General features: G+C 72.6%; 17 protein-coding genes. 3 read left to right on the top strand and 14 right to left on the bottom strand.

Annotated features, from left to right (window positions below; translation table 11 throughout):
* Positions 1-33: 33 nt before the first annotated feature.
* Complete coding sequence (locus Srubr_RS37230) at positions 34-1,119, top strand: M48 family metallopeptidase (protein ID WP_189996939.1); 1,086 nt, start codon at positions 34-36, stop codon at positions 1,117-1,119.
* A 120-nt stretch (positions 1,120-1,239) separates the two neighbouring features.
* On the opposite strand, the gene Srubr_RS37225 is transcribed toward Srubr_RS37230, so the two are convergent.
* The 5 genes from Srubr_RS37225 to proB form a co-directional block, all read right to left on the bottom strand.
* Entirely contained in the window at positions 1,240-2,310 is a 1,071-nt protein-coding gene (locus Srubr_RS37225; protein ID WP_189996940.1) for an SCO2583 family membrane protein, read from the bottom strand.
* Between the two features lie 97 nt (positions 2,311-2,407).
* Complete coding sequence (locus Srubr_RS37220) at positions 2,408-2,974, bottom strand: SCO2584 family spore wall biosynthesis protein (protein WP_455569593.1); 567 nt, start codon at positions 2,972-2,974, stop codon at positions 2,408-2,410.
* A gap of 120 nt (positions 2,975-3,094) precedes the next feature.
* Entirely contained in the window at positions 3,095-4,381 is a 1,287-nt protein-coding gene (locus Srubr_RS37215; protein WP_189996942.1) for a glutamate-5-semialdehyde dehydrogenase, read from the bottom strand.
* 148 nt (positions 4,382-4,529) lie between these two features.
* Positions 4,530-4,955, bottom strand: coding sequence for a hypothetical protein (locus Srubr_RS37210; protein ID WP_030777314.1), 426 nt, complete (start codon positions 4,953-4,955; stop codon positions 4,530-4,532).
* 187 nt (positions 4,956-5,142) lie between these two features.
* Positions 5,143-6,249 (bottom strand): glutamate 5-kinase, encoded by a 1,107-nt coding sequence (gene proB / locus Srubr_RS37205; RefSeq protein WP_189996963.1) that lies wholly within the window; start codon positions 6,247-6,249, stop codon positions 5,143-5,145.
* Between the two features lie 264 nt (positions 6,250-6,513).
* Here proB and Srubr_RS37200 point away from each other — a divergent pair, with 264 nt between their 5' ends.
* Complete coding sequence (locus Srubr_RS37200; RefSeq protein ID WP_189996943.1) at positions 6,514-7,245, top strand: L,D-transpeptidase family protein; 732 nt, start codon at positions 6,514-6,516, stop codon at positions 7,243-7,245.
* A gap of 88 nt (positions 7,246-7,333) precedes the next feature.
* Here the strand turns inward: Srubr_RS37200 and Srubr_RS37195 are convergent, their stop codons facing one another.
* From Srubr_RS37195 to Srubr_RS37185, 3 genes are read right to left on the bottom strand one after another with little or no spacing between them, the layout of a single operon-like run.
* Positions 7,334-8,479, bottom strand: coding sequence for a glycosyltransferase family 4 protein (locus Srubr_RS37195; RefSeq protein ID WP_189996944.1), 1,146 nt, complete (start codon positions 8,477-8,479; stop codon positions 7,334-7,336).
* Positions 8,476-11,349 (bottom strand): bifunctional glycosyltransferase/CDP-glycerol:glycerophosphate glycerophosphotransferase, encoded by a 2,874-nt coding sequence (locus tag Srubr_RS37190; protein ID WP_189996945.1) that lies wholly within the window; start codon positions 11,347-11,349, stop codon positions 8,476-8,478. Before Srubr_RS37190 ends, Srubr_RS37195 begins: the two co-directional genes overlap by 4 nt.
* 8 nt (positions 11,350-11,357) lie before the next feature.
* On the bottom strand, positions 11,358-13,616 hold the full coding sequence (locus Srubr_RS37185; RefSeq protein ID WP_189996946.1) for a bifunctional glycosyltransferase/CDP-glycerol:glycerophosphate glycerophosphotransferase: 2,259 nt from the start codon (positions 13,614-13,616) through the stop codon (positions 11,358-11,360).
* A 257-nt stretch (positions 13,617-13,873) separates the two neighbouring features.
* Between Srubr_RS37185 and galE the strand changes: the two genes are divergently transcribed.
* Positions 13,874-14,845 (top strand): UDP-glucose 4-epimerase GalE, encoded by a 972-nt coding sequence (gene galE / locus Srubr_RS37180; RefSeq protein ID WP_189996947.1) that lies wholly within the window; start codon positions 13,874-13,876, stop codon positions 14,843-14,845.
* A gap of 140 nt (positions 14,846-14,985) precedes the next feature.
* Here galE and obgE read toward each other — a convergent pair whose 3' ends face one another.
* The 6 genes from obgE to Srubr_RS37150 all read right to left on the bottom strand — a co-directional run bounded on the left by obgE (position 14,986) and on the right by Srubr_RS37150 (position 24,020).
* Positions 14,986-16,431: a GTPase ObgE gene (gene obgE, locus Srubr_RS37175; protein WP_189996948.1), complete on the bottom strand. Its 1,446-nt coding sequence runs from the start codon at positions 16,429-16,431 to the stop codon at positions 14,986-14,988.
* Positions 16,432-16,570: 139 nt separating this feature from the next.
* The gene (rpmA, locus tag Srubr_RS37170) at positions 16,571-16,825 is read right to left on the bottom strand and encodes a 50S ribosomal protein L27 (protein ID WP_030605064.1); all 255 of its coding nucleotides are present in this window, start codon (positions 16,823-16,825) and stop codon (positions 16,571-16,573) included.
* Positions 16,826-16,839: 14 nt separating this feature from the next.
* Positions 16,840-17,160 carry a 50S ribosomal protein L21 gene (rplU, locus tag Srubr_RS37165; protein ID WP_028422127.1) on the bottom strand — a complete coding sequence of 107 codons (321 nt, stop codon included), beginning with the start codon at positions 17,158-17,160 and terminating at the stop codon, positions 16,840-16,842.
* A 193-nt stretch (positions 17,161-17,353) separates the two neighbouring features.
* Positions 17,354-18,415 carry an iron-containing alcohol dehydrogenase family protein gene (locus Srubr_RS37160; RefSeq protein ID WP_189996949.1) on the bottom strand — a complete coding sequence of 354 codons (1,062 nt, stop codon included), beginning with the start codon at positions 18,413-18,415 and terminating at the stop codon, positions 17,354-17,356.
* Positions 18,403-19,155: a phosphocholine cytidylyltransferase family protein gene (locus tag Srubr_RS37155; protein WP_203855071.1), complete on the bottom strand. Its 753-nt coding sequence runs from the start codon at positions 19,153-19,155 to the stop codon at positions 18,403-18,405. Before Srubr_RS37155 ends, Srubr_RS37160 begins: the two co-directional genes overlap by 13 nt.
* Positions 19,156-19,313: 158 nt before the next feature.
* On the bottom strand, positions 19,314-24,020 hold the full coding sequence (locus tag Srubr_RS37150; RefSeq protein WP_189995363.1) for an Rne/Rng family ribonuclease: 4,707 nt from the start codon (positions 24,018-24,020) through the stop codon (positions 19,314-19,316).
* Between the last annotated feature and the right edge of the window lie 251 nt (positions 24,021-24,271).

Below are 24,271 nucleotides of genomic sequence, written 5' to 3'. Positions count from 1 at the left end.
GCGGTGGGCACTGACACGTACATGGGGGAAGACATGTCCGACGACGGCCGGCAGCAGACGGGGCACGAGCGGTTGCCCGGCAGGCAGCGCAGGCGTTTCCCGGGGATCTCCTCGCGCGCCTACGAGCACCCGGCGGACCGTTCGGCGCTGGTCGCGCTGCGCAAGCTGAGCGGGTTCGACACCGTGTTCAAGGCGCTCAGCGGGCTGCTGCCGGAGCGGAGCCTGAGGCTGCTGTTCCTGTCCGACTCGGTACGGGTCTCCGAGCGGCAGTTCTCCCACCTGCACGACATGCTGATGGACGCCTGCTACATCCTGGACCTGGAGAAGGTCCCGCCGATGTACGTCACGCAGGACCCGCGGCCGAGCGCGATGTGCGTCGGCCTGGACGAGCCGATCATCGTGGTCAGCACGGGGCTGGTGGAACTCCTCGACGAGGAGGAGATGCGGGCGGTCATCGGGCACGAGGTGGGGCACGCGCTGTCCGGGCACTCGGTGTACCGCACGGTCCTGCTGTTCCTGACCAGCCTCGCGGTGAAGGTCGCGTGGATCCCGCTCGGCAATCTCGCGGTCACGGCGATCGTCACGGCGCTGCGGGAGTGGTTCCGCAAGTCGGAGCTGTCCGCCGACCGGGCGGGCCTGCTGGTGGGCCAGGACGTGCGGGCCTCGATGCGGGGCCTGATGAAGATCGCGGGCGGCAACCACCTGCACGAGATGAACGTGGACGCGTTCCTGGAGCAGGCCGAGGAGTACGAATCCGGCGGTGACTTGCGCGACTCCGTGCTGAAGATCCTGAACGTGCTGCCCCGTTCCCACCCGTTCACCACCGTGCGGGCCGCCGAGCTGAAGAAGTGGGCCGAGTCGCGCGACTACCAGCGGATCATGGACGGCCACTACGCACGGCGCAGCGAGGACAAGGACGCCTCCGTCAGCGACTCCTTCCGCGAGTCGGCGGCCGGCTACGCGAGCGATGTGAAGAGTTCCAAGGACCCGCTGATGAAGCTGGTCACGGACCTGGCGGGGGGCGCGGGCGACCTGGGCGGCCGGGTCCGTCGCGGCTTCGACGGCTTCCGCAGCCCTCCGCCGGCCGCGGGGGAGGCACCGGGCGGCGCGGACGCGTAGCCCCGGGCTTCCGCCTCCGCTCCGACAGCGTCCCGGAGCGGAGGCGGAAGCCCCTCTCGGGTCACGCCGACAGCCCTCCCCGGAGCGCGTCCCGCCCCCTCCAGAGCCGGCCGGCAGTGCTCACACCCTCGGTTGCGCTTCCGTGGCCAGTGTTCCGCAGAGGACCGCCGGGCTGTCGGTGTCGTAGGGGTTGGTGCCCGCGGGGCCGTCCGTCCCGGCGGTCTGGCCGGCCAGGAGGGGGCGCAGGTAGGCCGAGGCGTCCTCGGCGCAGGCGAGGGGGCCCGCCTGGACATGGGACGCGGTCAGCTGGACCTGGTGGGTGCGCAGGTCGTCGCGGTCGAGGTGGAACGTCAGCTCGCGGCGGACCGTGAAGAGGGACGCGGGGGCGTGCGGGGCGGCGCCGGTGGGGCGCAGGGCGTAGACGAAGGTGTGGTCGGCGGAGACCTCCAGCGTCGCCGCGTCGGCCTCGGTGACCTTCAGGGTGCCGAAGGCGCGGATCCGGTCGTCGGCCAGCCGGGCTCGCGCGGGGTCGATGCGGACCATCCAGCCCGTGGAGGCGTGCCGCCCGTCCGCCGCGGGGTGGGTGACGCTCCGGTCGAACTGGTCGAGCTGATCGGAGTCGACCAGGGCCCGGACGGGGCGCACCTCGCGGCCGGTCAGCACCTCGGGGTGGAGGGAGGAACGGACGATGTAGTCCTTGACGGCGGTGAGGGCGGTCATCACCTGGCTGTCGGAGAAGTGGGCGGTGCCGCGCGAGGCCGGCAGCGGGATGCCCTCGGCGCCGATGTCGAAGGGGGCGGCGGGGCTGTGCGTGAACAGCCGCCGGGGGTCGGCGGCACCGGGCACCCTGCCCTGCGGGGCGAGCGGGACGACGGTCATCCGCAGGGCCTCCACGGACCGGCGGACCGGCGTGGAGCCGTAGGGGTGGCGGACGCCCATGTACAGGGCGGTGCCGAAGGCGACGGCGATGAGCAGGGCGAGGATCAGGACCTGCCGGGTGAGTCCGCGGCGCAGGGCCGGGCGGCGGCGTACGGCGGGCGCGTGGTCGGCCATCCGCTCCGCGGCGGAGGACTCCTGGAGCCGGGCAGCGCGGACGAACGACTCGTCGAAGACGACGGATCGGTATTCGTCCTCCGCACCGCCGGGGCCGCCCTCGGGTGTCCCCTCCGGTGGGTCTCCAGGCCCGCCCATACTTTCAGAGTAGGTCCGGCGGGGCCCGGGTAAACGCCCGGCCGACGACAACTTCTGACAGGTTCTCAACAGGCGCGAGTCGGTGCTCGAAGGGCGCTCAGGGGGAGTGCGGGACGGCCGAGACGGCCGGCCGGGGATGGTCGTCGGTGGCGGCGGGAGCGGAGGCGGTGTCCTTGCCCACGCCGGTCGAGGCGGGCGCGGGAACCCGGTCGCGGGTGCCCGAGGAGCCTCCCCGGTAGACGGCGGCGAAGGCCAGGGCGACCATGCCGATGCCCATCACGACGGCCAGGACCCAGGCGACGGGACGGTGCCAGCGGACGTGCTTGCCGTACGGGCCGTAAGAACCGTCGTCGAGGGCGTAGGCGCCGTCCGGCCCGGCATCGTCGTGATCTTGACCGAATCCGGCGCCGTCGGGGCCGTAGCCGTCGTCGTAGCGCTCGCCCCGGGCGTGGGCGCGGCGGGCCTCCGCCTCGGAGGCCTCGGCTCTCGCCTGGGCTGCGGCCAGGAGGCGTTCGACGGCGGACGGTTCATGGACCGTGGCCGCCTGTACGAAGGCCTCGTCGAAGACCACGGAGGCGAACTCTTCGTCCGACACCCCGTGGTCGTGGTCGTCGTCGGGCTCCCAGCCGTCAGCGAACGGCGTGCCCCCCACGTCCTCCGGCACGGGTCCAGAGTAGACCTGGGGGGTCAATTTGGGCAGACGGTATGGAAATTCGTCTGCCTGGTGAGATGCCTTTCGGCCGCGTTCCCCGGGGCCGGGTGCGCTCGGCCGGACGGGTGAACGTCAGCGGCGTACGTGCCCGTCGCCGGTGACGATGTACTTGGTGCTGGTCAGCTCCGGCAGCCCCATCGGGCCGCGGGCGTGCAGCTTCTGGGTGGAGATGCCGATCTCGGCACCGAAGCCGAACTGGCCGCCGTCGGTGAAGCGGGTGGAGGCGTTCACGGCGACGGTGGTGGAGTCGACCAGCTGGGTGAAGCGGCGGGCGGCCTGCTGGGAGGTGGTGACGATGGCCTCGGTGTGGCCGGAGGTCCACAGCCGGATGTGCTCGACGGCCTTGTCCAGCGAGTCGACGACCGCGGCGGCGATGTCGTAGGAGAGGTACTCCGTCTCCCAGTCCTCGGGGGTGGCCTCGACCGCGGTGACCTTGGAGTCCTTGGCGTAGGCCATGACCCGGTCGTCGGCGTGGACGGTGACCCCGGCCTCGGCGAGGGCGTCGAGGGCCCGGGGCAGGAACTCGGAGGCGATGTCCTGGTGGACGAGGAGGGTCTCGGCGGCGTTGCAGACGCTGACCCGCTGGGCCTTGGAGTTGATCAGGATCTCGATGGCCGTGTCGATGTCGGCCTGGGCGTCGACGTAGACGTGGCAGTTGCCGGTGCCGGTCTCGATCACGGGGACCGTGGACTCGTTGACCACGGTCCGGATCAAGGAGGCGCCGCCGCGCGGGATGAGGACGTCGACCAGGCCGCGGGCGCGCATCAGCTCGCGGACGGAGTCGCGGCTCTCGCCGGGCACGAGCTGGACGGCGTCGGCGGGGAGCCCGGCACCGCCGACGGCGTCGCGGATCACCCGGACGAGGGCGGTGTTGGACTCGTAGGCGGAGGCGGAGCCGCGCAGCAGGACGGCGTTGCCGGACTTCAGGCACAGGGCCGCCGCGTCGACGGTCACGTTCGGGCGGGCCTCGTAGATGATGCCGACGACGCCGAGCGGTACGCGGACCTGGCGCAGGTCGATGCCGTTGGGCAGGGTGGAGCCGCGGACGACCTCGCCGACCGGGTCGGGCAGCTTGGCCACGTCGCGGACGTCGGAGGCGATGGCGCGGATCCGCTCGGGGGTGAGGGTGAGCCGGTCGACGATGGCCTCGCTGGTGCCGTTCTCCCGGGCCTTGGCCACATCCTTGGCGTTGGCCTCGATGATCTCGGCGGTCCGGACCTCCAGGGCGTCGGCGATGGCGAGCAGCGTGTCGTCCTTCACGGCGCGCGGGAGCGGCGCGAGGTCGGCGGCGGCGGCCTTGGCCCGGTAGGCGGCCTGGGTGACCGGGGACATCGAGTCGTACGGCGAGAGCGTGGTCATGGGGGAAGGGTAGTGCGCGGGGCGCCGCGGTTCAGCGGCCGTCCCACACCCCGAGACACCCCAAAAAGGGCGAACCCCTCCCCCGGGCCACCACCTGGTCCACCCTGCGCCCCCGGCCCGCCGACGCCCTGGAGCGACGGCTCCCCGCTCAGAACGGATGCACGCCCACCGGTGTCGCCGGTGGCGGGCCGTAGCCCTCGGCGATGCGGTGGTGGTAGGTCTCGCGGTCGATGACCTCCAGGCCGACGATCTCCCAGGCGGGCAGGCCGGCGGTCTGCCGGTGCTCGCCCCACAGGCGCAGCGCCACCGCGGCGGCGTCGTGCAGGTCGCGGGCCTCTTCCCAGTACCGGATCTCCGCGTGGTCGGTCGCGTATCTGCTGGTCAGCAGGAAGGGGTGGTCGTGGGCGAGCTGTTCCAGGGCCCGCCGCAGTTCCGGCAGCGGGACCTTCTCGCCGGAGACGCTCAGGGTGACGTGCCACAGCCTGGGCAGGTCCCTGGGTTCCTCGTAGGTGTCCCCGGCCGCGACGCTCGTCAGAGCACCGCGGGACGCCGCCCCCGGGCGCACTCGTCTCACGACGGCCTCCTTCACGCATGGCCGGCAAGGCCGTACGGCTCGCTTGGCCCCTTGACGGAACGTGTTCCCTTCAACATGTTCCCGAGACAAAGTTGAGCAGGCCGCCGGGCTCCGTGTGGGGGTTTTACGGAACGTCCCCCACCGGGGGCGTTCCGTACGCTCCGCTTTACGAGTGGTTTTGCGAGCGTTACACGTGCAGGAGCACCAGGTCGTCCCTGTGTACGACCTCGCGTTCGTACGCGGCGCCCAGCTCGCGCGCCAGCTCACGCGTCGAACGCCCGATCAGCAGGGGGATCTCCTTGGCGTCGAAGTTGACGAGCCCCCGGGCCACCGCGCGGCCCCGCGCGTCCCGCAGCTCGACGGGGTCGCCGGCGCTGAACTCGCCCTCCACGGCGGCGATTCCGGCGGGCAGCAGCGACTTGCGCCCGTTCACGACCGCGTCCACCGCGCCGTCGTCCAGGGTGAGGGCGCCCTGCGGGGTGGAGGCGTGCTGGAGCCACAGGAGCCGGTCGGCGGAGCGCTTGCCGGTGGGGTGGAAGTAGGTGCCGGTGTCACCGCCGGCCAGTGCCTCGGCCGCGTGCACGGCGCTGGTGAGCACCACCGGAATCCCGGCGGCGGCGGCGATCCGCGCGGCCTCCACCTTGGTGACCATGCCGCCGGTGCCGACGCCGGCCTTGCCCGCGCTGCCGATCTCGACGCCCGCGAGGTCCCGCGGGCCCCTCACCTCCGCTATCCGGGAGGTGCCGGGCCGGCTGGGGTCGCCGTCGTAGACGCCGTCGACGTCGGAGAGGAGGACCAGCAGGTCGGCGTGGACGAGGTGGGCGACGAGCGCGGCGAGGCGGTCGTTGTCGCCGAAGCGGATCTCGTCGGTGGCGACCGTGTCGTTCTCGTTGACGATCGGGAAGGCGCCCATCGCGAGCAGCTCGTCCAGGGTGCGGGAGGCGTTGCGGTGGTGGGCGCGGCGGCTCATGTCGTCGCTGGTGAGCAGGATCTGGCCGACGCGGACGCCGTAGCGGGCGAAGGAGGCGGTGTAGCGGGCGACGAGCAGGCCCTGGCCGACGCTGGCGGCGGCCTGCTGGCGGGCGAGGTCCTTGGGGCGGCGGCGCAGGCCGAGCGGGGCGAGGCCGGCGGCGATGGCACCGGAGGAGACGAGGACGATCTCCCGCTCGCCCCCGCTACGGCTCTTGGCGAGGACGTCCACGAGGGCGTCCACGCGGTCGGCGTCCAGGCCGCCCTCGGCGGTGGTCAGCGACGACGAGCCCACCTTGACGACGATCCTGCGGGCCTCGCCCACGGCCTGCCTTGCCCTTGCCACGATGCCTTCCGTTCCCTCGCGCGCTGTCCGGCTGCCTGTTCCGGCAATCTACGCGAAGCCGTGTGGATGGTGTGCCCGGGTCCGGTGGATGGACAGCGGCGGACCCGCTCACCGGCGAGGCGTGCGGTCGCCGGCCGTGACCGATTCTGGACCGTCCGGCACCACGGAGTCGCCCCCTTTTTCGGCGCGGAACCGCCGTGGGACGCGGCCGCCGGTCCGGCGCGGTCCGAGACCATGGGGCCCATGCGTCAAACGGGTTCGACACGTGTCGTCGCGGGCGTGGTCTGTGGTGCGCTGGCCGTCATGTCCCTCGCGGGGTGCGGGACTTCGGACCACGGGAAGCCGGCCGCCGCTGATGCCCGCACGGACGACGCACAGCCACGGCAGACGCCGCTCAAGCGCATCCCCGGTGTCGGGGACCGGCTGTGGGACCGGGTACCGGCGGACTCCCGCCAGGTGGTCGTCGTGTACGGCGCGGGCAGGAACTCCCCCGACTCCGCCATCGCCCTCTTCGACAGGCAGGGCTCGGTGTGGCAGCAGGAGCGTTCCTGGTCCGGGCACAACGGCCGGAGAGGCTGGACGACGGACCACCACGAGGGGGACCAGCGCAGTCCGGTGGGCGTGTTCACACTGACCGACGCGGGCGGGGTGAAGGCCGCGCCGGACGCCAGGCTGCCCTACACCAGGTCCGCGGCCTTCCAGGCGCCCCACTACTGGAAGAAGTCGTCCTGGCACGACTTCGACTACGTCATCGCCATCGACTACAACCGCGTGAAGGGCACCGCGCCCGACGATCCGGCCCGGCCGCTGGGGCAGTCGAAGGGCGGCAGTATCTGGCTGCACGTGGACCACGGCGGCGGGACCTCGGCGTGCGTCAGCCAGTCCGCGTCGGACATGCGGTACCTGCTGCGCACGCTCGACCCGAAGGCGCACCCCGTCGTGGTGATGGGCGACCGGGACGACCTGAAGGCGTGAGCCGGCCCGGGCCCCGGCTTCAGCCCCGCCGGCCACGGCGGAAGGGCCGGCCCGTGGCGGGCCGGCCCTTCCGTCGTGCCTGAGGCCGTCAGCGCTCCAGGAACCTGAACAGTTCCTCCCACCGGTCACGGATGACCTTCGGCGAGTACCGCTGGACGTTCTTCCGGGCCAGCTCGCCCATCCGGTCGCGGAGTTCGGCGTCCTCCATCAACCGGCCGAGCTTCTGGGCGAGTTCGGGCACGTTTCCGGGGCGGGCCAGGAGGCCGTCCTCCTCGTCGCGGACGATCTCGCGCACGCCCGGCGCGCAGTCGAAGGCCGCGCACGGCACCGCGCAGGCCATCGCCTCCAGCAGGGCCAGCGGGAAGCCCTCGCCCCGGGAGGACTGGACGAACACCGACGCCCCGCGCAGCGCGCCGGCGACGTCGTCCGTCTGGCCGGCCCACTCCACCCGGTCGTCCAGGCCGAGCCGGGTGCACTGGGCGCGCAGCGCCTCCTCGTCGGGGCCGGAGCCGTAGATCCTCAGGAGCCAGTCGGGGTGCTTCGGCGCCGCCTCCGCCCAGACGTCCAGGAGCATGTCGATGCCCTTCTGGTGTCCCAGACGGCCGATGCTCGCGACGACCTTCTCGGTGCGCTCGGAGGGGACCTCCGGCATCATCGGCAGCGGGTTGGGCATGTACCCGACGTTGTTCATGCCCCGGCCGATCCACAGGTCGGCGTCCTCGCGGGTCAGCAGCAGCAGGCGGTCGACGTTCCTGTAGTACCGCTCGACGCGCCCGAAGCGGGAGGAACCGCGCGAGTACTCGTACGACTCGTGGCTCATGCCGATGACCGGGTGGCCCGCGGTGTCCGCGAGCGCGACCCACTCCATGGCCCACACCTGGGTCACGATGATCATCGCCCCGGGCCGGGCGGCCCGGAAGATGGCCGACAGCCGGTCGGCCGCCGCCCGCATGCCCTCCTCGCGCGCGGCCTCGCGGCGCCGGGCCTGGAGGTTGGCCCGGTCCAGCAGGGTACGGGCCTGCCAGCGGCCGGGCGGGCGCTCGTCGTAGAGCGTCACGGTGGTGAAGGGCGGGTTGTCACCGAGGTCCATGGGCACCTCGGGCGGCGCGATGCCGACGATGGTGACCCGGTGGCCCTCCTCGGCGAACAGTTCGGCCATCAGCGCCTGCCAACGGGCCACTCCGCCGAGTTCGTTGACCTCGTTGGCCACGAAAATGATGTCACGCTGCGTCATCGGGCGTCTCCCCGGTTTCCGAAGAAGCGATCGACGATCTGGGCGGCGGCGTCGCCGCGGTCGTACTCGCCGTACTGGGCCACGAATTCCTTGAGGCGCGCCTCCTGTTCGGAGGCGAGGGTGTCCAGGCCCTCCAGGACGCCGAAGAGGTCCTCCGCCGTGTGGACGACGGGACCGGGGGCCTCCTGCGACAGGTCGAAGTACGTCCCGCGGCTGTTGTCGACGTACTCCTCCCAGTCGTAGGTGAAGAACACCATGGGGCGCTGGAGCAGCGCGTAGTCGAACATCACCGAGGAGTAGTCGGTGATGAGCGCGTCCGCGAGCAGCAGGACCGGAGTGATGTCCGGCTCCCCGCTGACATTGACGACCCGGCCCGCCACGGAGGGCGGCAGCGTGACGTTGTTCAGGTAGTGCGTGCGCACCAGCAGGGTGAAGCGGTCACCGAAGCGGTCGGCGAACTCGTCGACGTCGAACGGGAACTCGAACTTCTTGACCTTGCCGTTCTGCTCCCGGAACGTCGGGGCGTACAGCACCACCGGGCGGTCCAGGCGGATGCCGAGGCGCTCGGCGAGTTCCCGGGCCGCCGGGTCGAGGGTGCCGGCGTCCCTGGCCCGGACGAGCGCGTCGTTGCGCGGGTAGCCGGTGCGCAGGAGCCTGTCCTCGGTGATCCGGTAGGCCGGGGCGAGGGTCCGCTCGTCGTGCCGGCCGCGCACCACGAAGTAGTCGAACCGGTCGATCGCCTCCTGGTAGGCGCGCTGCTCGTGCTCCGGCTTGATGCGGTACTTCGGCTCGTCGAAGCCCATCCGCTTCAGGGCGGAGCCGTGCCAGGTCTGGATGTACGTGGTCTCCGGGCGCTTGCTCAGCTTCAGCGGGAAGCCCTGGTTGTCGATCCAGAACTCGGCCTGCGCCAGCGCCCTGAGGTAGGGCCAGGACCAGCGGCGCACCAGTTCCACGTCGTCCGGGAAGCCCGTGGGACGCTCGCCGGCGTAGGACCAGATGACGTGGAAGGGCAGGTTGCGGCGGCGCAGCTCCTCGTAGATGGCCCGCGGGCTGTCGCTGTACTGCTTGCCGAGGTGGCTCTCGAAGACGACCGTGCCCTTGCGGACGGGCAGCAGCCGGATCATACGGTGGTAGGTCTCGATCTTGCGCGGGCCGGAGTGCAGGTCCTTGCGCGCCTTGACGACCTTGCGCGCCATCTTCTTGGCCATCGCGGCGGGCGGGCTCTGCAGGTTGCGCCGCACCAGCGTCGTGGTGCGCTGGGCGAGCGTGCCGTGCTGGGCGAGCCGGAAGGCCAGGTGGCCCTTGGCCGAGGCGTGCGGCACGAGCCGGTCGGCCGTCATCCGGCCGAGCCGGGGCCGGACCCGGACCACGCCGGCGTCCTCCAGCGCGGTCTGGCCGACGGTGAGCCGGCTGGTGGCCTGGACACCGTCGACACTCAGGTAGAGGCGTACGTCCCACACCTCGTCGACGATGCCGAGGGGGCGGAACTTCGCCGCCAGGGGCACGGTGGCCTGCCACGCCACCGTCTCGCCCTCGTGCTGGACGCTCTGCACGGGGAAGCGGAACTTCTGCAGGCTGCGGCGGCGGGCGCGGAACTCCAGCTCGGCCTTGAGCTCCGCCCCCGGCGGGATCACCCCGAGCGGGTTGACGACCGCGCCGGACACCTTGATGCCCGCGGGGTTCTCCGCGTAGGAGGTCACCTGGTTGCGCAGCCACATGCGCTGGACCGGCCGGGTGTGGTAGCCGAGGTCGGTCACGTCGAGGATCTTGCGGGCCAGCGGGTCGTCGAGGTGCTCTTCGCACCAGTAGACCCGGCCGTCGCGCTCGGCCAGCGGGCTGGAGATCTTGCGCGGGTTGATGAGGGTGTCGATCGCCGGGGTGAGGTTCTTCCAGTCCTCCTGCAGCAGCAGGTAGGCGCACAGCCGGTGGACCGGGGACAGCTCCTCGTAGGCCTCCGGGGAGAAGCCCTGGATGTAGCCGCGGGCCAGCTCGGCGAACCGGTGGCGGTAGTCGTCGTCCAGGAAGGGCAGGTCGCGCAGGTACAGCACGAGGTCGTGCTTGAGGAACTTGCGGTCCTTGTGGAGCTTCAGCTCCGTCTGGCCCATCTCGTCGAGGACGCGGTCGATCCGGCGGTGGATCTCCACGCGGTCGGCGAAGTTGTTGATCTCGTGGCGCCGGTTGCTGATCGACTTGGCGGCGGCCTTCTCCACGACGTTCCAGTGGTAGACCGTGTTCGGGATCAGGGTGATCCGGGAGGCGGCCAGGTAGGCCTGCGCGGAGAAGAGCAGGTCCTCGTAGTGGATGCCCTTGGGGAAGGTCAGGCCGCTTTCCAGCAGGAACTCACGCCGGTAGCACTTGTTCGTCGACAGGGTGTCGAAGACCATCAGGTCCGGTATCTCGGCGACCGAGTCGAAGGTGCGGGTCTCCCGGTAGAGCCACGGGTACCACTTGACCTTCTTGCCGTTGCGGCTGTCCGTGTGGACGCGCAGGCAGAGCCCGGAGACCAGGTCGGCCCCCGTGCTCTCGGCGGCGTCGAGCATGTTGCGGCAGGCGTTCAGTTCCAGGGTGTCGTCGCTGTCCAGGAACATCACGTAGCGGCCGCGGGCGACGGCGATGCCCTGGTTGCGCGGCTCGCCGCAGCCGCCGCTGTTCTCCGGCAGCTGGATGGCGCGCACCCGGTCCGAGCGGGCGGCCAGCTGCTGTGCGACCTCGAAGGAGCCGTCGGTGGAGCAGTCATCGGCGATGATGACCTCGACATTGCGCAGCGTCTGGTCCAGGACCGACTGCACGGCGGTCGGAAGACGTGCCGCGTCGTTGTAGACGATGACGACGACGCTGATGTCGGGCGTTGTGTCGGGTTGCTGGGACACTGCAGCGGCTACCTCTGGCTCGTGTGGGTGGATATCAGGGCCGACGCGTCGCGGGACGGCTCCGGCGGCGGGGCGGGGGTCCGCTCGTCCAGGGGGACGACCGGCGGCAGATCCCCGAGTTCCTCTCCGAGGAAAATGTGGCGCACCACACGCTCCGCCGCACGACCGTCGTCGAAGTCGCAGAAGCGGCGACGGAACCGGTCGCGTGCCCGGGCGGCCCGCTCCCCGCGCCAGGCGCCGGAACAGAGTACTTCGGCCAGTTCCTCCTCGGTGGTGGCCACCGCCCCCGGCCCCTCGGTGCGCACGTCGAAGTACGTGCCGCGTACGGCGGAGTAGGTCTCCCAGTCGTCGGCGTGGACGACGATCGGCCGGTCCAGGTTGGCGTAGTCGAACATCGCCGAGGAGTAGTCCGTGACCAGGCAGTCGGCGGCGAGGTAGAGACGCTCGACCGCGGGGTGGCCGGACACGTCGACGATCCGGTCCTCGGAGCGCCATGCGGCAGGCCACTCGGCCGGGCGCTCGCCGGGGTGGGCCCGCACGAGCAGCACCGCGTCCGGTCCGAGCCGCCCGGCCAGCTTCGCCAGGTCCAGCCGCGGCTCGGAGCCGTGCCGGTACTCCCGGCGCGTCGGCATGTACAGGAAGGCCGTCACGCGCTCGCCCAGTCCCAGCTCGTGACGGGCCTCACGCACGTCCTCGGCGGTGGAGTTGAGCAGGACGTCGTTGCGCGGGTAGCCGGTCGCCAGGGAGGTGTACGAGCAGGGGTACGCCCGCTGCCACACGGCGCTGGAGAAGTGGTTGGAGACGAGGCTGAAGTTCCAGCGGTCGCAGCGCCGGAGCAGCGCGGCGAAGTCGGTGCCCGCCGCGGCCGGGTACTGCCGCCGGTCCAGCCCCATGGTCTTCAGCGGGGTGCCGCGGTGGGTCTGCACATGGATCTGGCCCGGCCGGCGCACCATGGCGTCCGGGAAGTTCTCGTTGTTCACCAGGTAGGTGGCGCGGGCGAGGGCCGCCCAGTACTCGCGCGACCCGGTCCGGACGATGTCGACGCCCTCGGGCACCTGGTCCACGGCGTCCGGGCGGACGGCCCACACGCGGCGGATGTGGGGGGCGCGGCGGGCGAGCTCGGCGTCGATGGCCGCCGGGTTGCAGGACACGCCGCTGCCCCCGTAGGCGGAGAACACCGCCAGGTTCTCGTCGAGCGGCAGTCTCAGCTGGTGCCGGTAGTCGAGGCTCAGCGCGGTGCGTCTGGTGCGGCCGAGGGTGGTGCGCGCGTAGCCGGTCGCCTTGGCGCGGAGCTTCACGACGGCCTTGGCGCCCACCAGGCCGGCGTAGGCGTCGCGCTCCAGCAGCGCGTACTTCTTGCCGCGGGAACCGGCCGGCTTGCGGAAGCCGGCGGGCATCCGGGCCCGGTAGTCGGCGGCGGCGCGGTGGAAGAACTCGGCCCGCGCGTCCCGCGGCAGCCGGCCGGGGCGCTCCAGGATCGCCAGGTAGTGGTCGACCATCTTGCGGAACAGCGGCGCGCGCCACTGCTCGGCGTCCGCGCGGGTGTCGAGGAACTCGAAGACGCGGCGGTACTGCTCGAAGATGTCGAAGTGCTTGCGGCTGACGGTGGCGAGGATGTTGCCGCCCTCGCGCCGCTGCCGGTACAGCAGGCAGACGCGGTCCAGCACGGCGATGCGCTCGGCGCTGATCAGGGAGCGGAACGTCCACAGGGCGTCTTCGTAGTAGCCCGGCGGGAAGGTGAGGCCCTCGCGCGCGATGAACTCCCGGCGGTAGGCCTTGTTGCAGACGATCTGCAGCAGGCTGAGCAGCTGCGGGCGCTCGGCGAGGGGGAACACTCCCGGGCCGGCCTCCGCGAGCAGTCGCGCCTTCTGGTTCGGACGTCTCTCGCCGTCCCAGTAGGTGCGCACGTAGTCGTAGATCAGTACATCGGGATCGCCGGCGGCCGTCAGCCGCTCCGCTATCGCGCCGAGCGCGCCCGGCGCCAAGGTGTCGTCACTGTCCAGGAACAGAACGTAGTCGCCGCGCGCCAATTCCAGGGCGGCATTGCGCGCCCGTCCGAGGCCCACGTTTTCCATGAGGTGGATCACACGAATGCGATCGTCCCGGGCGGCGTATTCGTCCAGGAGGGCGCCGGAGCCGTCCGGGGAGCGGTCGTCGACGGCGACGATCTCGAAGTCCTGGTAGTCCTGCCCGAGGACCGACTCAAGGCACTCTGCGAGGTAGCCCTGCACGTTGTAGACGGGGACGACGAGAGAGAGCCTTGGCATCCTTAGCAACCTGTCTCCGTGGCGGACTTTGACGACGCGATCGGCCGGCACATGCGGCCATCGCCGACCCGAGTGCACACCGTCCATCAGCGTAGAGGATTAACAGGTTGTTTCCGTCGGGGCCACTTGTCATCTTACCGACAGTCACCGCAACGGCATTGCCCCATTGATCCGCATGGAACCGGATTCGCCCGATTCGATTTTTCCGGGGCCGGGAGCCAGGCTGAACAGACTGACCACCGCTGTGAGAGGTGACGATGAGCTGGCTGGTAACTGGTGGCGCCGGATATATCGGCGCGCACGTGGTACGCACCCTGATCCAGGGCGGTGAGGAGACCATTGTCTACGACGACCTCTCCACCGGCAGCGCCGACCGGGTGCCCGAGGGCACCCCGCTGGTGGTCGGCAGCGTGCTGGACGCCGACAAGCTGGAGCGGACGATCCGTGACCACCAGGTGACCGGCGTGGTGCACATCGCGGCCAAGAAGCAGGTCGGCGAGTCCGTCGAGCGGCCGCTGCACTACTACCGGGAGAACGTCACCGGCCTGCAGACCCTGCTGGAGGTCATGACCGCCACCGGGGTCGACCGCATCGTCTTCTCCTCCTCCGCCGCGGTGTACGGCATGCCGGACGTGGACCTCGTCACCGAGGACACCCCCTGCGCGCCCATGAGCCCGTACGGCGAGAGCAAGCTGATCGGCGAGTGGCTGATCACCGCAGCCGCCCGGGCGCACGGACTGCGCGCCGCCTCCCTGCGCTACTTCAACGTGGCCGGGGCGGCCGAGCCCGCACTCTCCGACAGCGGTGTCTTCAACCTCATCCCGATGGTCTTCGAGCGGCTGGAGGCCGGCGAGGCGCCGCGGATCTTCGGCGACGACTACGCCACGCCGGACGGCACCTGCGTACGCGACTACATCCACGTGCAGGACATCGCCGGCGCGCACCTGGCCGCCGCCCGCCGCCTCACCGACGCCGAGGCGGGTACGTCCCTCGTCCTCAACATCGGCCGCGGCGAGGGCAGTTCGGTGCGCGAGATGGTGGACCGCATCCTGAAGGTCACCGGCCGGCAGGACGTGCGGCCCGAGGTCACCGAGCGCCGCCCCGGCGACCCGGCCCGCGTGGTGGCCTCCGCCGACCGCATCCGGCGCGAGCTCGGCTGGAGTGCCGCGCACGACCTGGACGACATGATCGAGTCGGCCTGGCAGGGCTGGCGGCACCGCCACCCGTGAACGCGAACGGGCGGCGCCACACGGCGCCGCCCCGGGGCGTCACCGCCCCCGCCGGTCCACGACCGGCACCTCGGACCGCTTGAGAACGGCTCGGACCGCTTGAGAACGGCTCGGACCGCTTTAGAACGGCTCGGACCGCTTTAGAACGGCTCGAAGTCGTCGAACTCCTGCTGCGCCTCGTCGCGCTCGGCCTGCTTGTCCCGGCGGCGCTGGGCCGCGGGGCGGGGCGCGTCGAAGCGGTGGTCCTCGCCACGGCGGCCGAGCATCTCCGCGCCGGACATGACGGTCGGCTCCCAGTCGAAGACGACCGCGTTCTCCTCGGGGCCGATGGCGACGCCGTCGCCCGCGCGGGCGCCCGCCTTCATCAGCTGCTCCTCCACACCGAGACGGTTCAGCCGGTCGGCGAGGTAGCCGACGGCCTCGTCGTTGTTGAAGTCGGTCTGGCGGACCCAGCGCTCGGGCTTCTCGCCGCGCACCCGGAACAGCGGCTCGCCGCCGGCGTCCTCGCGGACGACGGTGAAGCCCGCGTCGTCCACGGCCTTGGGCCGGATGACGATCCGGGTCGCCTCCTCCTTCGGCTTCGCCGCGCGCGCCTTGGCGACCAGCTCGCCGAGGGCGAAGGTCAGCTCGCGCAGACCGGTGTGGGCCACGGCCGACACCTCGAAGACGCGGTAGCCGCGGGCCTCCAGGTCGGGGCGGACCATCTCGGCGAGGTCCTTGCCGTCCGGCACGTCGATCTTGTTCAGGACGACGATGCGGGGCCGGTTGTCCAGACCGCCGTACTCCCGCAGCTCGGCCTCGATGACGTCGAGGTCGGAGACCGGGTCGCGGTCGGACTCCAGCGTGGCGGTGTCCAGCACGTGCACCAGCACGCTGCACCGCTCCACGTGCCGCAGGAACTCCAGGCCGAGGCCGCGGCCCTGGCTGGCGCCGGGGATGAGGCCGGGCACGTCGGCGATGGTGTAGACGGTGGAGCCCGCGGTCACCACGCCGAGGTTCGGGACCAGCGTCGTGAACGGGTAGTCGGCGATCTTCGGCTTGGCCGCGCTGAGCACGGAGATCAGCGAGGACTTGCCGGCGCTCGGGTAGCCGACAAGGGCCACGTCCGCGACGGTCTTCAGCTCCAGGACGATGTCGTGGACGTCACCGGGCTCGCCGAGCAGCGCGAAGCCGGGCGCCTTGCGGCGGGCGGAGGCCAGCGCCGCGTTGCCGAGACCGCCCCGGCCGCCCTGCGCGGCGATGTACGAGGTGCCGTGGCCGACCAGGTCGGCGAGCACATTGCCCGCCTTGTCCAGCACGACCGTGCCGTCCGGCACCGGCAGGACCAGGTCCTGGCCGTCCTTGCCGGAGCGGTTGCCGCCCTCGCCGGGCTTGCCGTTGGTGGCCTTGCGGTGCGGGGAGTGGTGATAGTCCAGCAGCGTCGTCACCGACTGGTCGACGGTCAGGATGACGTCACCGCCCCGGCCGCCGTTGCCGCCGTCGGGGCCGCCGAGCGGCTTGAACTTCTCACGGTGGACGGAGGCACAGCCGTGGCCTCCGTTACCCGCGGCGACGTGCAGTTCGACGCGGTCCACGAAGGTGGTCATGGTGGGGTGCCTCCAAAAGACGAACGGGGTTTTACCTGTGTTAACACGCGAAAGGCGGACCCGCCTTCCCGCCCGGGAAGTGAGGTCCGCCTCGCGAAAGCGTTCAGCGCTGAATCAGGCGATCAGACGATCTGGTGATTCAGGCGACCGGAACGATGTTCACGACCTTGCGGCCGCGGTGGGTACCGAACTCCACCGCACCGGCCTGCAGGGCGAACAGCGTGTCGTCGCCGCCACGGCCGACACCGGCGCCGGGGTGGAAGTGGGTGCCGCGCTGGCGGACCAGGATCTCACCCGCGCTCACGACCTGACCGCCGAAGCGCTTCACGCCGAGCCGCTGGGCATTGGAGTCGCGACCGTTCCGGGTGGACGATGCGCCCTTCTTGTGTGCCATTTCTCCTCAGTCCCTTACTTCGCAGCCGTGGGGATCGACGTGACCTTGATCGCCGTGTACTGCTGGCGGTGACCCTGCCGACGACGGTAACCGGTCTTGTTCTTGTAGCGCAGGATGTCGATCTTCTGGCCCTTGTGGTGGTCCACGACCTCGGCCTGGACCTTGATGCCGGCCAGCACCCACGGGTCGCTGGTCACGGAGTCGCCGTCGACAACGAGCAGGGTCGAGAGCTCGACCGTGTCGCCAACCTTGGCGGTGGAAATCTTGTCAACCTCAACGATGTCGCCGACAGCAACCTTGTGCTGGCGACCACCGCTGCGCACGATGGCGTACACGCGGATCTCACTTTCGCTCGTTCAAGAACCGGCACCCCCGCAGGCCAGCCGCCCAGAAACACCACAGACGACCTCTCCCGGCCAACCGCGTCGCCCGGGAGGAAGAGGTTTACGGGGATGTGGCGTGTTCAGTGGACACGCCGACGGTCCAGGGTACGGGGCCACGGCCAGGGGGGTCAAACCGGGCCACGGCTCAGGACGTGACCGCGGCGACGTACTCCGCGTACGCGTCCTCGATGCCCTTCGGCGACAGCTCCAGGTGCTCCAGGACGGTGTACCGGCCGGGCCGGGTCTCCGGGGCCAGGCGGACGGCCCGGACGAACTCGTCGTCGCCGAAGCCGATGTCCCGCGCCAGCACGGGCAGCCCGTGGCGGCGCAGCACGCCGGCCAGTTGCCGGGCCCCCTCGTGGTCGCCCCGCAGATGCGTGGCGAAGGCGGCCGCGAGGCCCACCTGCTCGCCGTGGCTCGCCGCCCGCTTCGGGTACAGCAGGTCGAGCGCGTGACCGATCTCATGGCAGGCACCCGAGGAGGGCCGGGTGTGACCGGCGATCGACATGGCGATGCCCGAGAGCACGAGGGCCTCGCAGAGCACGGTGAGGAACCCGTCGTCACCGCAGCCGCCCGGATGGCGCAGCACGCTCTCGCCGGCCTGCCGGGCCATGGCCGCGGCCAGGCCGTCGATCCGCTCCCCCTTGACCCGGTGGGCCAGCTCCCAGTCCGCGACCGCGGAGATGTTGGACAGGGCGTCGCCGATGCCCGACCGCACGAAGCGGATCGGCGCCTCCCGCACCACCGCGAGGTCCACGACGAGGGCGATGGGCGTAGGCACGCCGTACGAACCCCGGCCGGCGTCGTTGCCCAGTATCGACACGGGCGAGCAGATGCCGTCGTGCGAGAGGCTGGTGGCGACGGCGACCACCGGCAGCCCGATGCGCGCCGCGGCGTACTTCGCGCAGTCGATGACCTTGCCGCCGCCGATGCCCACCACCGCGTCGTACCGGCCGGGCTTCATCTCGTCGGCCAGCCGGATGGCGTCGTCCAGGGTGCCGCCACCGACCTCGTACCAGGCGGCGCCGGGCAGCATGGGGGCGATCCGCTCGCGCAGCCGGGCCCCGGAGCCGCCACTGGCCGCGACGGCGAACCGGCCCGAGGGCGAGATGCGCTGGTCGGCGAGGACGCCCGCCAGGCCGTCCAGGGCACCCGGGCGGATGTCCACGACGACCGGCGAGGGAATCAGCCGGCTCAGTACCGGCACGCGATCTCCCGTCCCCGGGCGAGGTCGTCGTGGTTGTCGATCTCGACCCAGTCGACCTCGCCGATCGACGCCACGTCGATGCGGAAGCCGCGGTCGACCAGCTCCTGGTACCCGTGCTCGTAGAACTGCTGCGGGTCCGTCTCCCAGACCGTCTTCAGCGCGTCCGCCAGCTCCGGCGCCGCGTCGCCCTCGATCAGGGTCACACCGATGTACTCGCCGGTGGCCTCCGCCGGGTCCATCAGCTTGGTGATCTTCGTCATCCCCTTCGCGGGGTCGACGACGACCTTCATCTCCTCGTCGGCCAGCTTCTTCACCGTGTCCACGGCGAGGATGATCCGCTTGCCCTCACCCCGGGCGGCCAGCAGCGCCTTCTCCACGGAGACCGGGTGCACGGTGTCACCGTTGGCCAGGATCACCCCGTCACGCAGCGCGTCCCGGCCGCACCACAGGGAGTAGGCGTTGTTCCACTCCTCGGCCTTGTCGTTGTCGATCAGGGTGAGCTTCAGGCCGTACTTCGCCTCCAGCGCCGCCTTGCGCGCGTAGACGGCCTCCTTGCGGTAGCCGACGATGACCGCGACCTCGGTCAGCCCGATCTCGGCGAAGTTGCCCAGCGTCAGGTCCAGGACCGTCGGTTCGCCCTCCACACCCTCGGGCCCCACCGGCACCAGCGCCTTGGGCAGCGTGTCGGTGTAGGGGCGCAGACGCCGTCCGGCGCCGGCCGCCAGCACAAGGCCTATCATCGCGGTTTCTCTCCTTTTGGTTCACGTGTGGACCGTCCGACGCGGTCGGCCGGGGCGCCGTGCGGGGGCGGCGGGCGGTCGCACGCCGGCCGGGGCCGGCGGGAAAAACGGGTGTGGCCCTGTCCGGGGACAGGACCACACCCTGTACGGCGGCGCGATCAGTCGTCGGCGGCCGGGGCCGACGGCACGGACTTCGCCGTCGACTTCGCGGCGGCCGTCTTGGCGGTCTTCGTCGCCTTCTTGGCCGTCGTCTTCTTCGCTGCCGTCTTCTTGGCCGCGGCGGTCTTCTTGGTGGTGGCCTTCTTGGCCGCCGCCTTCTTCGCCGGTGCCTTCTTGGCCGCCGCCTTGCGGGCGGTCTTCTTGGCCGGAGCGGCCGCCTCGGCCTCCTCGGCTCCCTCGGTCACCGGGGCCTCGGCCACGGGGGCTTCCGCCGCCGCGCCTTCGGGCACCGGGGCCTCGGCCGCCGCGGCTTCCGCCGCCGGAGCCGCCTCGGCCGCCGCCGACGGGACGACCACCACGGCCGCCTCCTCGGGCGCGGTCGGCGCGGTGGCCTTGCGCACCGCACGGCGGCGCGGGCGGGCCGGCGCCGGGGCGCTCTCGGCCACCGGCTGCTCGGCCTCCACCGGCTTCTCGGCCTCCGCCGGGGCCTCGGCGACCGGAGCGGGCTGCTCCGCCGGAGCCTCGGCCGCGGACGCGGGCTCGGACACGGTCACCACGGCCGCCTCGGCGCCCGCGGGGGAACCGGCCGGGGCCGACGCCTTCCGGGTCGCCCGACGGCGCGTACGGCCCTTGGGCGCGGCCTCCTCGGCGGCCGGCACCTCGGCCTGCGGCGCCGGGACCACCTGGTCCTCGACGGCCGCGGGCTCGGCCAGTGCCTCGGCGGCGGGCTCCGGCCGCACCGGGCGCGCCGCCGCCTCCTCGGCGGTGACGTCCTGGGCGGTGGGCGCCTCGGGCTCCGCGACGGGCTCGGCCTCGGCCCGCTCCGCCTTGCGGCGGGCCTTCTCCGGCTTCTCCGCCGTCTTCTCCGGCTTCTCGGCCTTCTCGGGCTTCTCCGCCGGCTTCTCGGCCTTCTCGGCCTTCTCGGGCTTCTCCGCCTTCGGTGCGCCGGCCGGAGCCGAAGCGCGGCGGCTCGCCCGGCGGCGGGTACGGCCACGGGTGGCCGCCGCCTCCGCCTCGGCGACGCTGCTGTACAGCTCCTCGTCCGGCGCGAAGTCGGGCGCGGGCAGGGCGACCGGCTCGGCGGCCTCGGCGGCCACCTCGGCGGCGGACTCCACCGCGGGCGTGACGGGCGTGCCGGCCTCCACGGCCACGGCGGGGGTCTCGTGCACGTGCTCGTGCACCGGTTCCGCCGCCTCGGCGCCCCGGCCGCCGCGCTTCTTGCGCTTGCCGCCGCCACCGTTCGCGGCGGCCTGGTCCAGGTGGACGATGACACCGCGGCCGTTGCAGTGGACACAGGTCTCGGAGAAGGACTCCAGCAGGCCCTGGCCGACCCGCTTGCGGGTCATCTGCACCAGGCCCAGCGAGGTGACCTCGGCCACCTGGTGCTTCGTACGGTCCCGGCCCAGGCACTCCAGCAGGCGGCGCAGCACCAGGTCGCGGTTGGACTCCAGGACCATGTCGATGAAGTCGATCACGATGATGCCGCCGAGGTCGCGCAGCCGGAGCTGGCGCACGATCTCCTCGGCCGCCTCCAGGTTGTTCCTGGTGACCGTCTCCTCCAGGTTGCCGCCCTGGCCGGTGAACTTGCCGGTGTTGACGTCGATGACGACCATCGCCTCGGTCCGGTCGATCACCAGCGAACCGCCGCTGGGCAGCCAGACCTTGCGGTCCAGCGCCTTGGCGAGCTGCTCGTCGATCCGGTAGGTGGCGAAGACGTCGACCTCGCTCGTCCACTTCGACAGCCGGCCGGCCAGGTCCGGGGCGACGTGCGAGACGTAGCCGTGGATGGTCTGCCAGGCGTCGTCGCCGCTGACGATGACCTTGGAGAAGTCCTCGTTGAAGATGTCGCGCACGACCCGGACGGTCATGTCCGGCTCGCCGTACAGCAGCGTCGGGGCGTTGCCGCTCTTGGCCTTCTTCTGGATCTCCTCCCACTGCGCCTGGAGCCGCTCGACGTCACGGCGCAGCTCGTCCTCGCTCGCGCCCTCGGCGGCGGTGCGCACGATCACGCCCGCGTCCTCGGGGACGATCTTCTTGAGGATGGTCTTCAGCCGGGCCCGCTCGGTGTCGGGGAGCTTGCGGCTGATGCCGGTCATCGAGCCCTCGGGCACGTACACCAGGTAGCGGCCCGGGAGGGAGACCTGGCTGGTCAGACGGGCGCCCTTGTGGCCGATCGGGTCCTTGGTGACCTGCACCAGGACGGACTGGCCGGACTTCAGGGCGGACTCGATGCGGCGCGGACCGCCCGACATGCCGAGCGCCTCGAAGTTGACCTCACCGGCGTACAGGACGGCGTTGCGGCCCTTGCCGATGTCGATGAAGGCGGCCTCCATCGACGGCAGCACGTTCTGGACCTTGCCCAGGTAGACGTTGCCGACGTACGAGGTCGACTGCTCCTTGTTGACGTAGTGCTCGACGAGCACGCCGTCCTCCAGGACGCCGATCTGCGTACGGTCGCCGTGCTGGCGGACCACCATCACGCGCTCGACGGCCTCGCGGCGGGCCAGGAACTCGGCCTCGGTGATGATCGGGACGCGCCGGCGCCCCTGCTCACGGCCTTCGCGGCGGCGCTGCTTCTTGGCCTCCAGCCGGGTCGAGCCCTTGATGGACTGCACCTCGTCGGACGGCTCGCTGGGCTTGCGCGGCTCGCGGACCTTGACGACGGTGCGCTCCGGGTCGTCGGCGGACGGCTCGGCGTCGGCGGTGGCGTCACCGGCCCGGCGCCGGCGGCGACGGCGCCGGCGGCTGCTGGAGCTGGACCCGGCGGGCTCGTCGGCGCGGCCCTCCTCGGCGTCCTCTTCCTCCTGCTCGGCGGTGTCCTCGGCGTCCTGCGCGGCCTGCTCGGCGGCCAGTTCCTCGGCGTCGGCGTCCACGCCCTCGCCGGACTCGCCGTCGGCGGCGTCACCGCGCCGGCGGCGGCGTCCGCCCCGGCGGCGACGGCGGCGCGAGCCGGACTCCTCGTAGCCCTCGGCGCCCTCGGTGTCGTCGCCCTCCTCGCCCTCGGCGAGGTCCTCGGCGGACTCGGGGGCCTCCTCGGCCTCCTCCGGCTCCTCCTCGGCGGCGGTCTCGACGGGCCGGGTCTCCTCGGCGGCACCGCGGCGGCGCCGGCGCCGGCGGGTGCCGGTCTCGGCGCGCTCCTCCGCGTACTCCTCGGGCTCCTCCGCCTCGGCGGCCTCGGCCGCGGCCTCGGCGGCGGCCCGCTCCGGGGTCTGGAACCGGGGTTCGGTGAACACCGGCGCCTGGAACACGGCGACGGCGGGACGGGCGGGGCGGCGCTTGCCCTTCGCCGCGGCGGGCTCGGCGGCCTCGGTGGGCTCGGCGGGCTCGGCGGCCTTGGGCGCGGCGGGCTGCGCGGGCTCGGCGAACCCGGACGCGGCTCGTACGACCCGGCGCCGGGCGCGGCGCGGCGCGGCGGCCTCGGCGGCCGGCACGGGGATCTGCGGGGCCTGGGCGGCGGCGGCCGGCTCGGTGGTGTGCGTGGTCACGGGGGCCTCCGGCTCCGCGGGGGTGGCCGGAGTCCGCTCCTCGGCCCGGTTGGCGGCGGGGGCCTCGGCGGCCTCCTCGCCGGCGGGCGCGGAGACCCGGCGGGTGGCCCGGCGCCGGGTACGGCGCGGGGCGGCCTCCTCGACGGGCGCCTCGGCAGCGTCGTCCACAGGCGTCTCGGCGGGCGTCTCCCGCACCGGCTCCGCCTCGGCGGCGGGCGTCTCCTCGGCGGCCTTGGGCGCACCGGCGGGCGCCGACGCACGGCGCGTGGCCCGACGACGCGGACGCGCGGCGGGAGCGGCCTCGGCAGCCTCCGGCGCGGCCTCCTCGGCGGCCGGCTCCTGCGGGGCGGCAACGGCGGGCTCGGTCAGCTCGGCGGCGGGCGTCTCCTCGGCGGCCTTGGGCGCACCGGCGGGCGCCGACGTACGGCGCGTGGCCCGACGGCGCGGACGCGCGGCGGGAGCGGCCTCGGCAGCCTCCGCCACGGTCTCCTCGGCGGCCGGCTCCTGCGCCGCTTCCGGCGCGGCGGCGGCCGGGGCGACGATCTCGGCGGCCGGGGCGGACGTCTCGGCGGCCTCGGCGGTGGCCGGCGTACCGGCGGGGGCCGACACGCGGCGCGTGGCCCGGCGACGCGGACGCGCGGCGGGAGCGGCCTCGGCGGGCGCCTCCGGCGCGGCAGCTTCGGCGGGTGCCTCGGCGGCCGGAGCGGTCTCGGGGGTCTCGGCGGCGGTCGTCCCGGTGGCGGCGGTCGGCGCGGAGACGCTGCGCGTGGCCCGGCGGCGGGTGCGGCGCGGCGCGGCCTCCTCGCCGACGACGACCGCCCCGGCCTCGGCGACGGGGGCCGTCTCGGCGGCAGCGGCCGGAACGACGGTCTCGGCGGCCTCGCCGGACACCGGCGCACCGGCGGGCGCCGACACACGGCGCGTGGCCCGACGACGCGGACGCGCGGCGGGAGCGGCCTCGGCGGGCGCCTCAGCCGCCTGGGGCTCTTCGGTCACCTGCGCTTCTCCGGCTCCGGTGGCCTCGGCGTCCGCGACCGCCTCGGCGACCTCGTCGGTCTCCGCGGCCGGTATGGCCGGCACGGTGACCTCGGTGGGCGCCCCGGCCGCCGCGGCGGGCGGGCCCGCCGGGCGGGAGGCGGCACGGCGGCGCCTGCGCGGCGGCAGGGTGTCGCTGGGGGTGTTCAGTTCGGAACCCTCTTGGGGTTCGTTCGGTCCGAGCATGCGGGCGTATCTCCCGTCAGGCTCCCGGGCGCCGCACCTGGTCCGGCGCCGGTCTCAGGGGACCGTCCGCCGTTGACGTCCGCGGCCCGCGCGATGCGCGGTGGCCGCCGTCCGGGGCGCGGGCGCCGCACGGGAGCACTCTGTGTCCTGTCTCGCCGGTTCCGTACGCCTTGTCGGTACGGCCTGGCGAAAGTCTTCTGGTCGGTGCGCTGCCCGACCCAGGTGGCTCCCGAGTACGAGGGCGGCGCTAC

Origin of the sequence: Streptomyces rubradiris, assembly GCF_016860525.1 — a bacterium.
Taxonomy (GTDB): Bacteria; Actinomycetota; Actinomycetes; order Streptomycetales; family Streptomycetaceae; genus Streptomyces; species Streptomyces rubradiris.
This window is presented reverse-complemented; position numbering and strand designations above follow the sequence as displayed.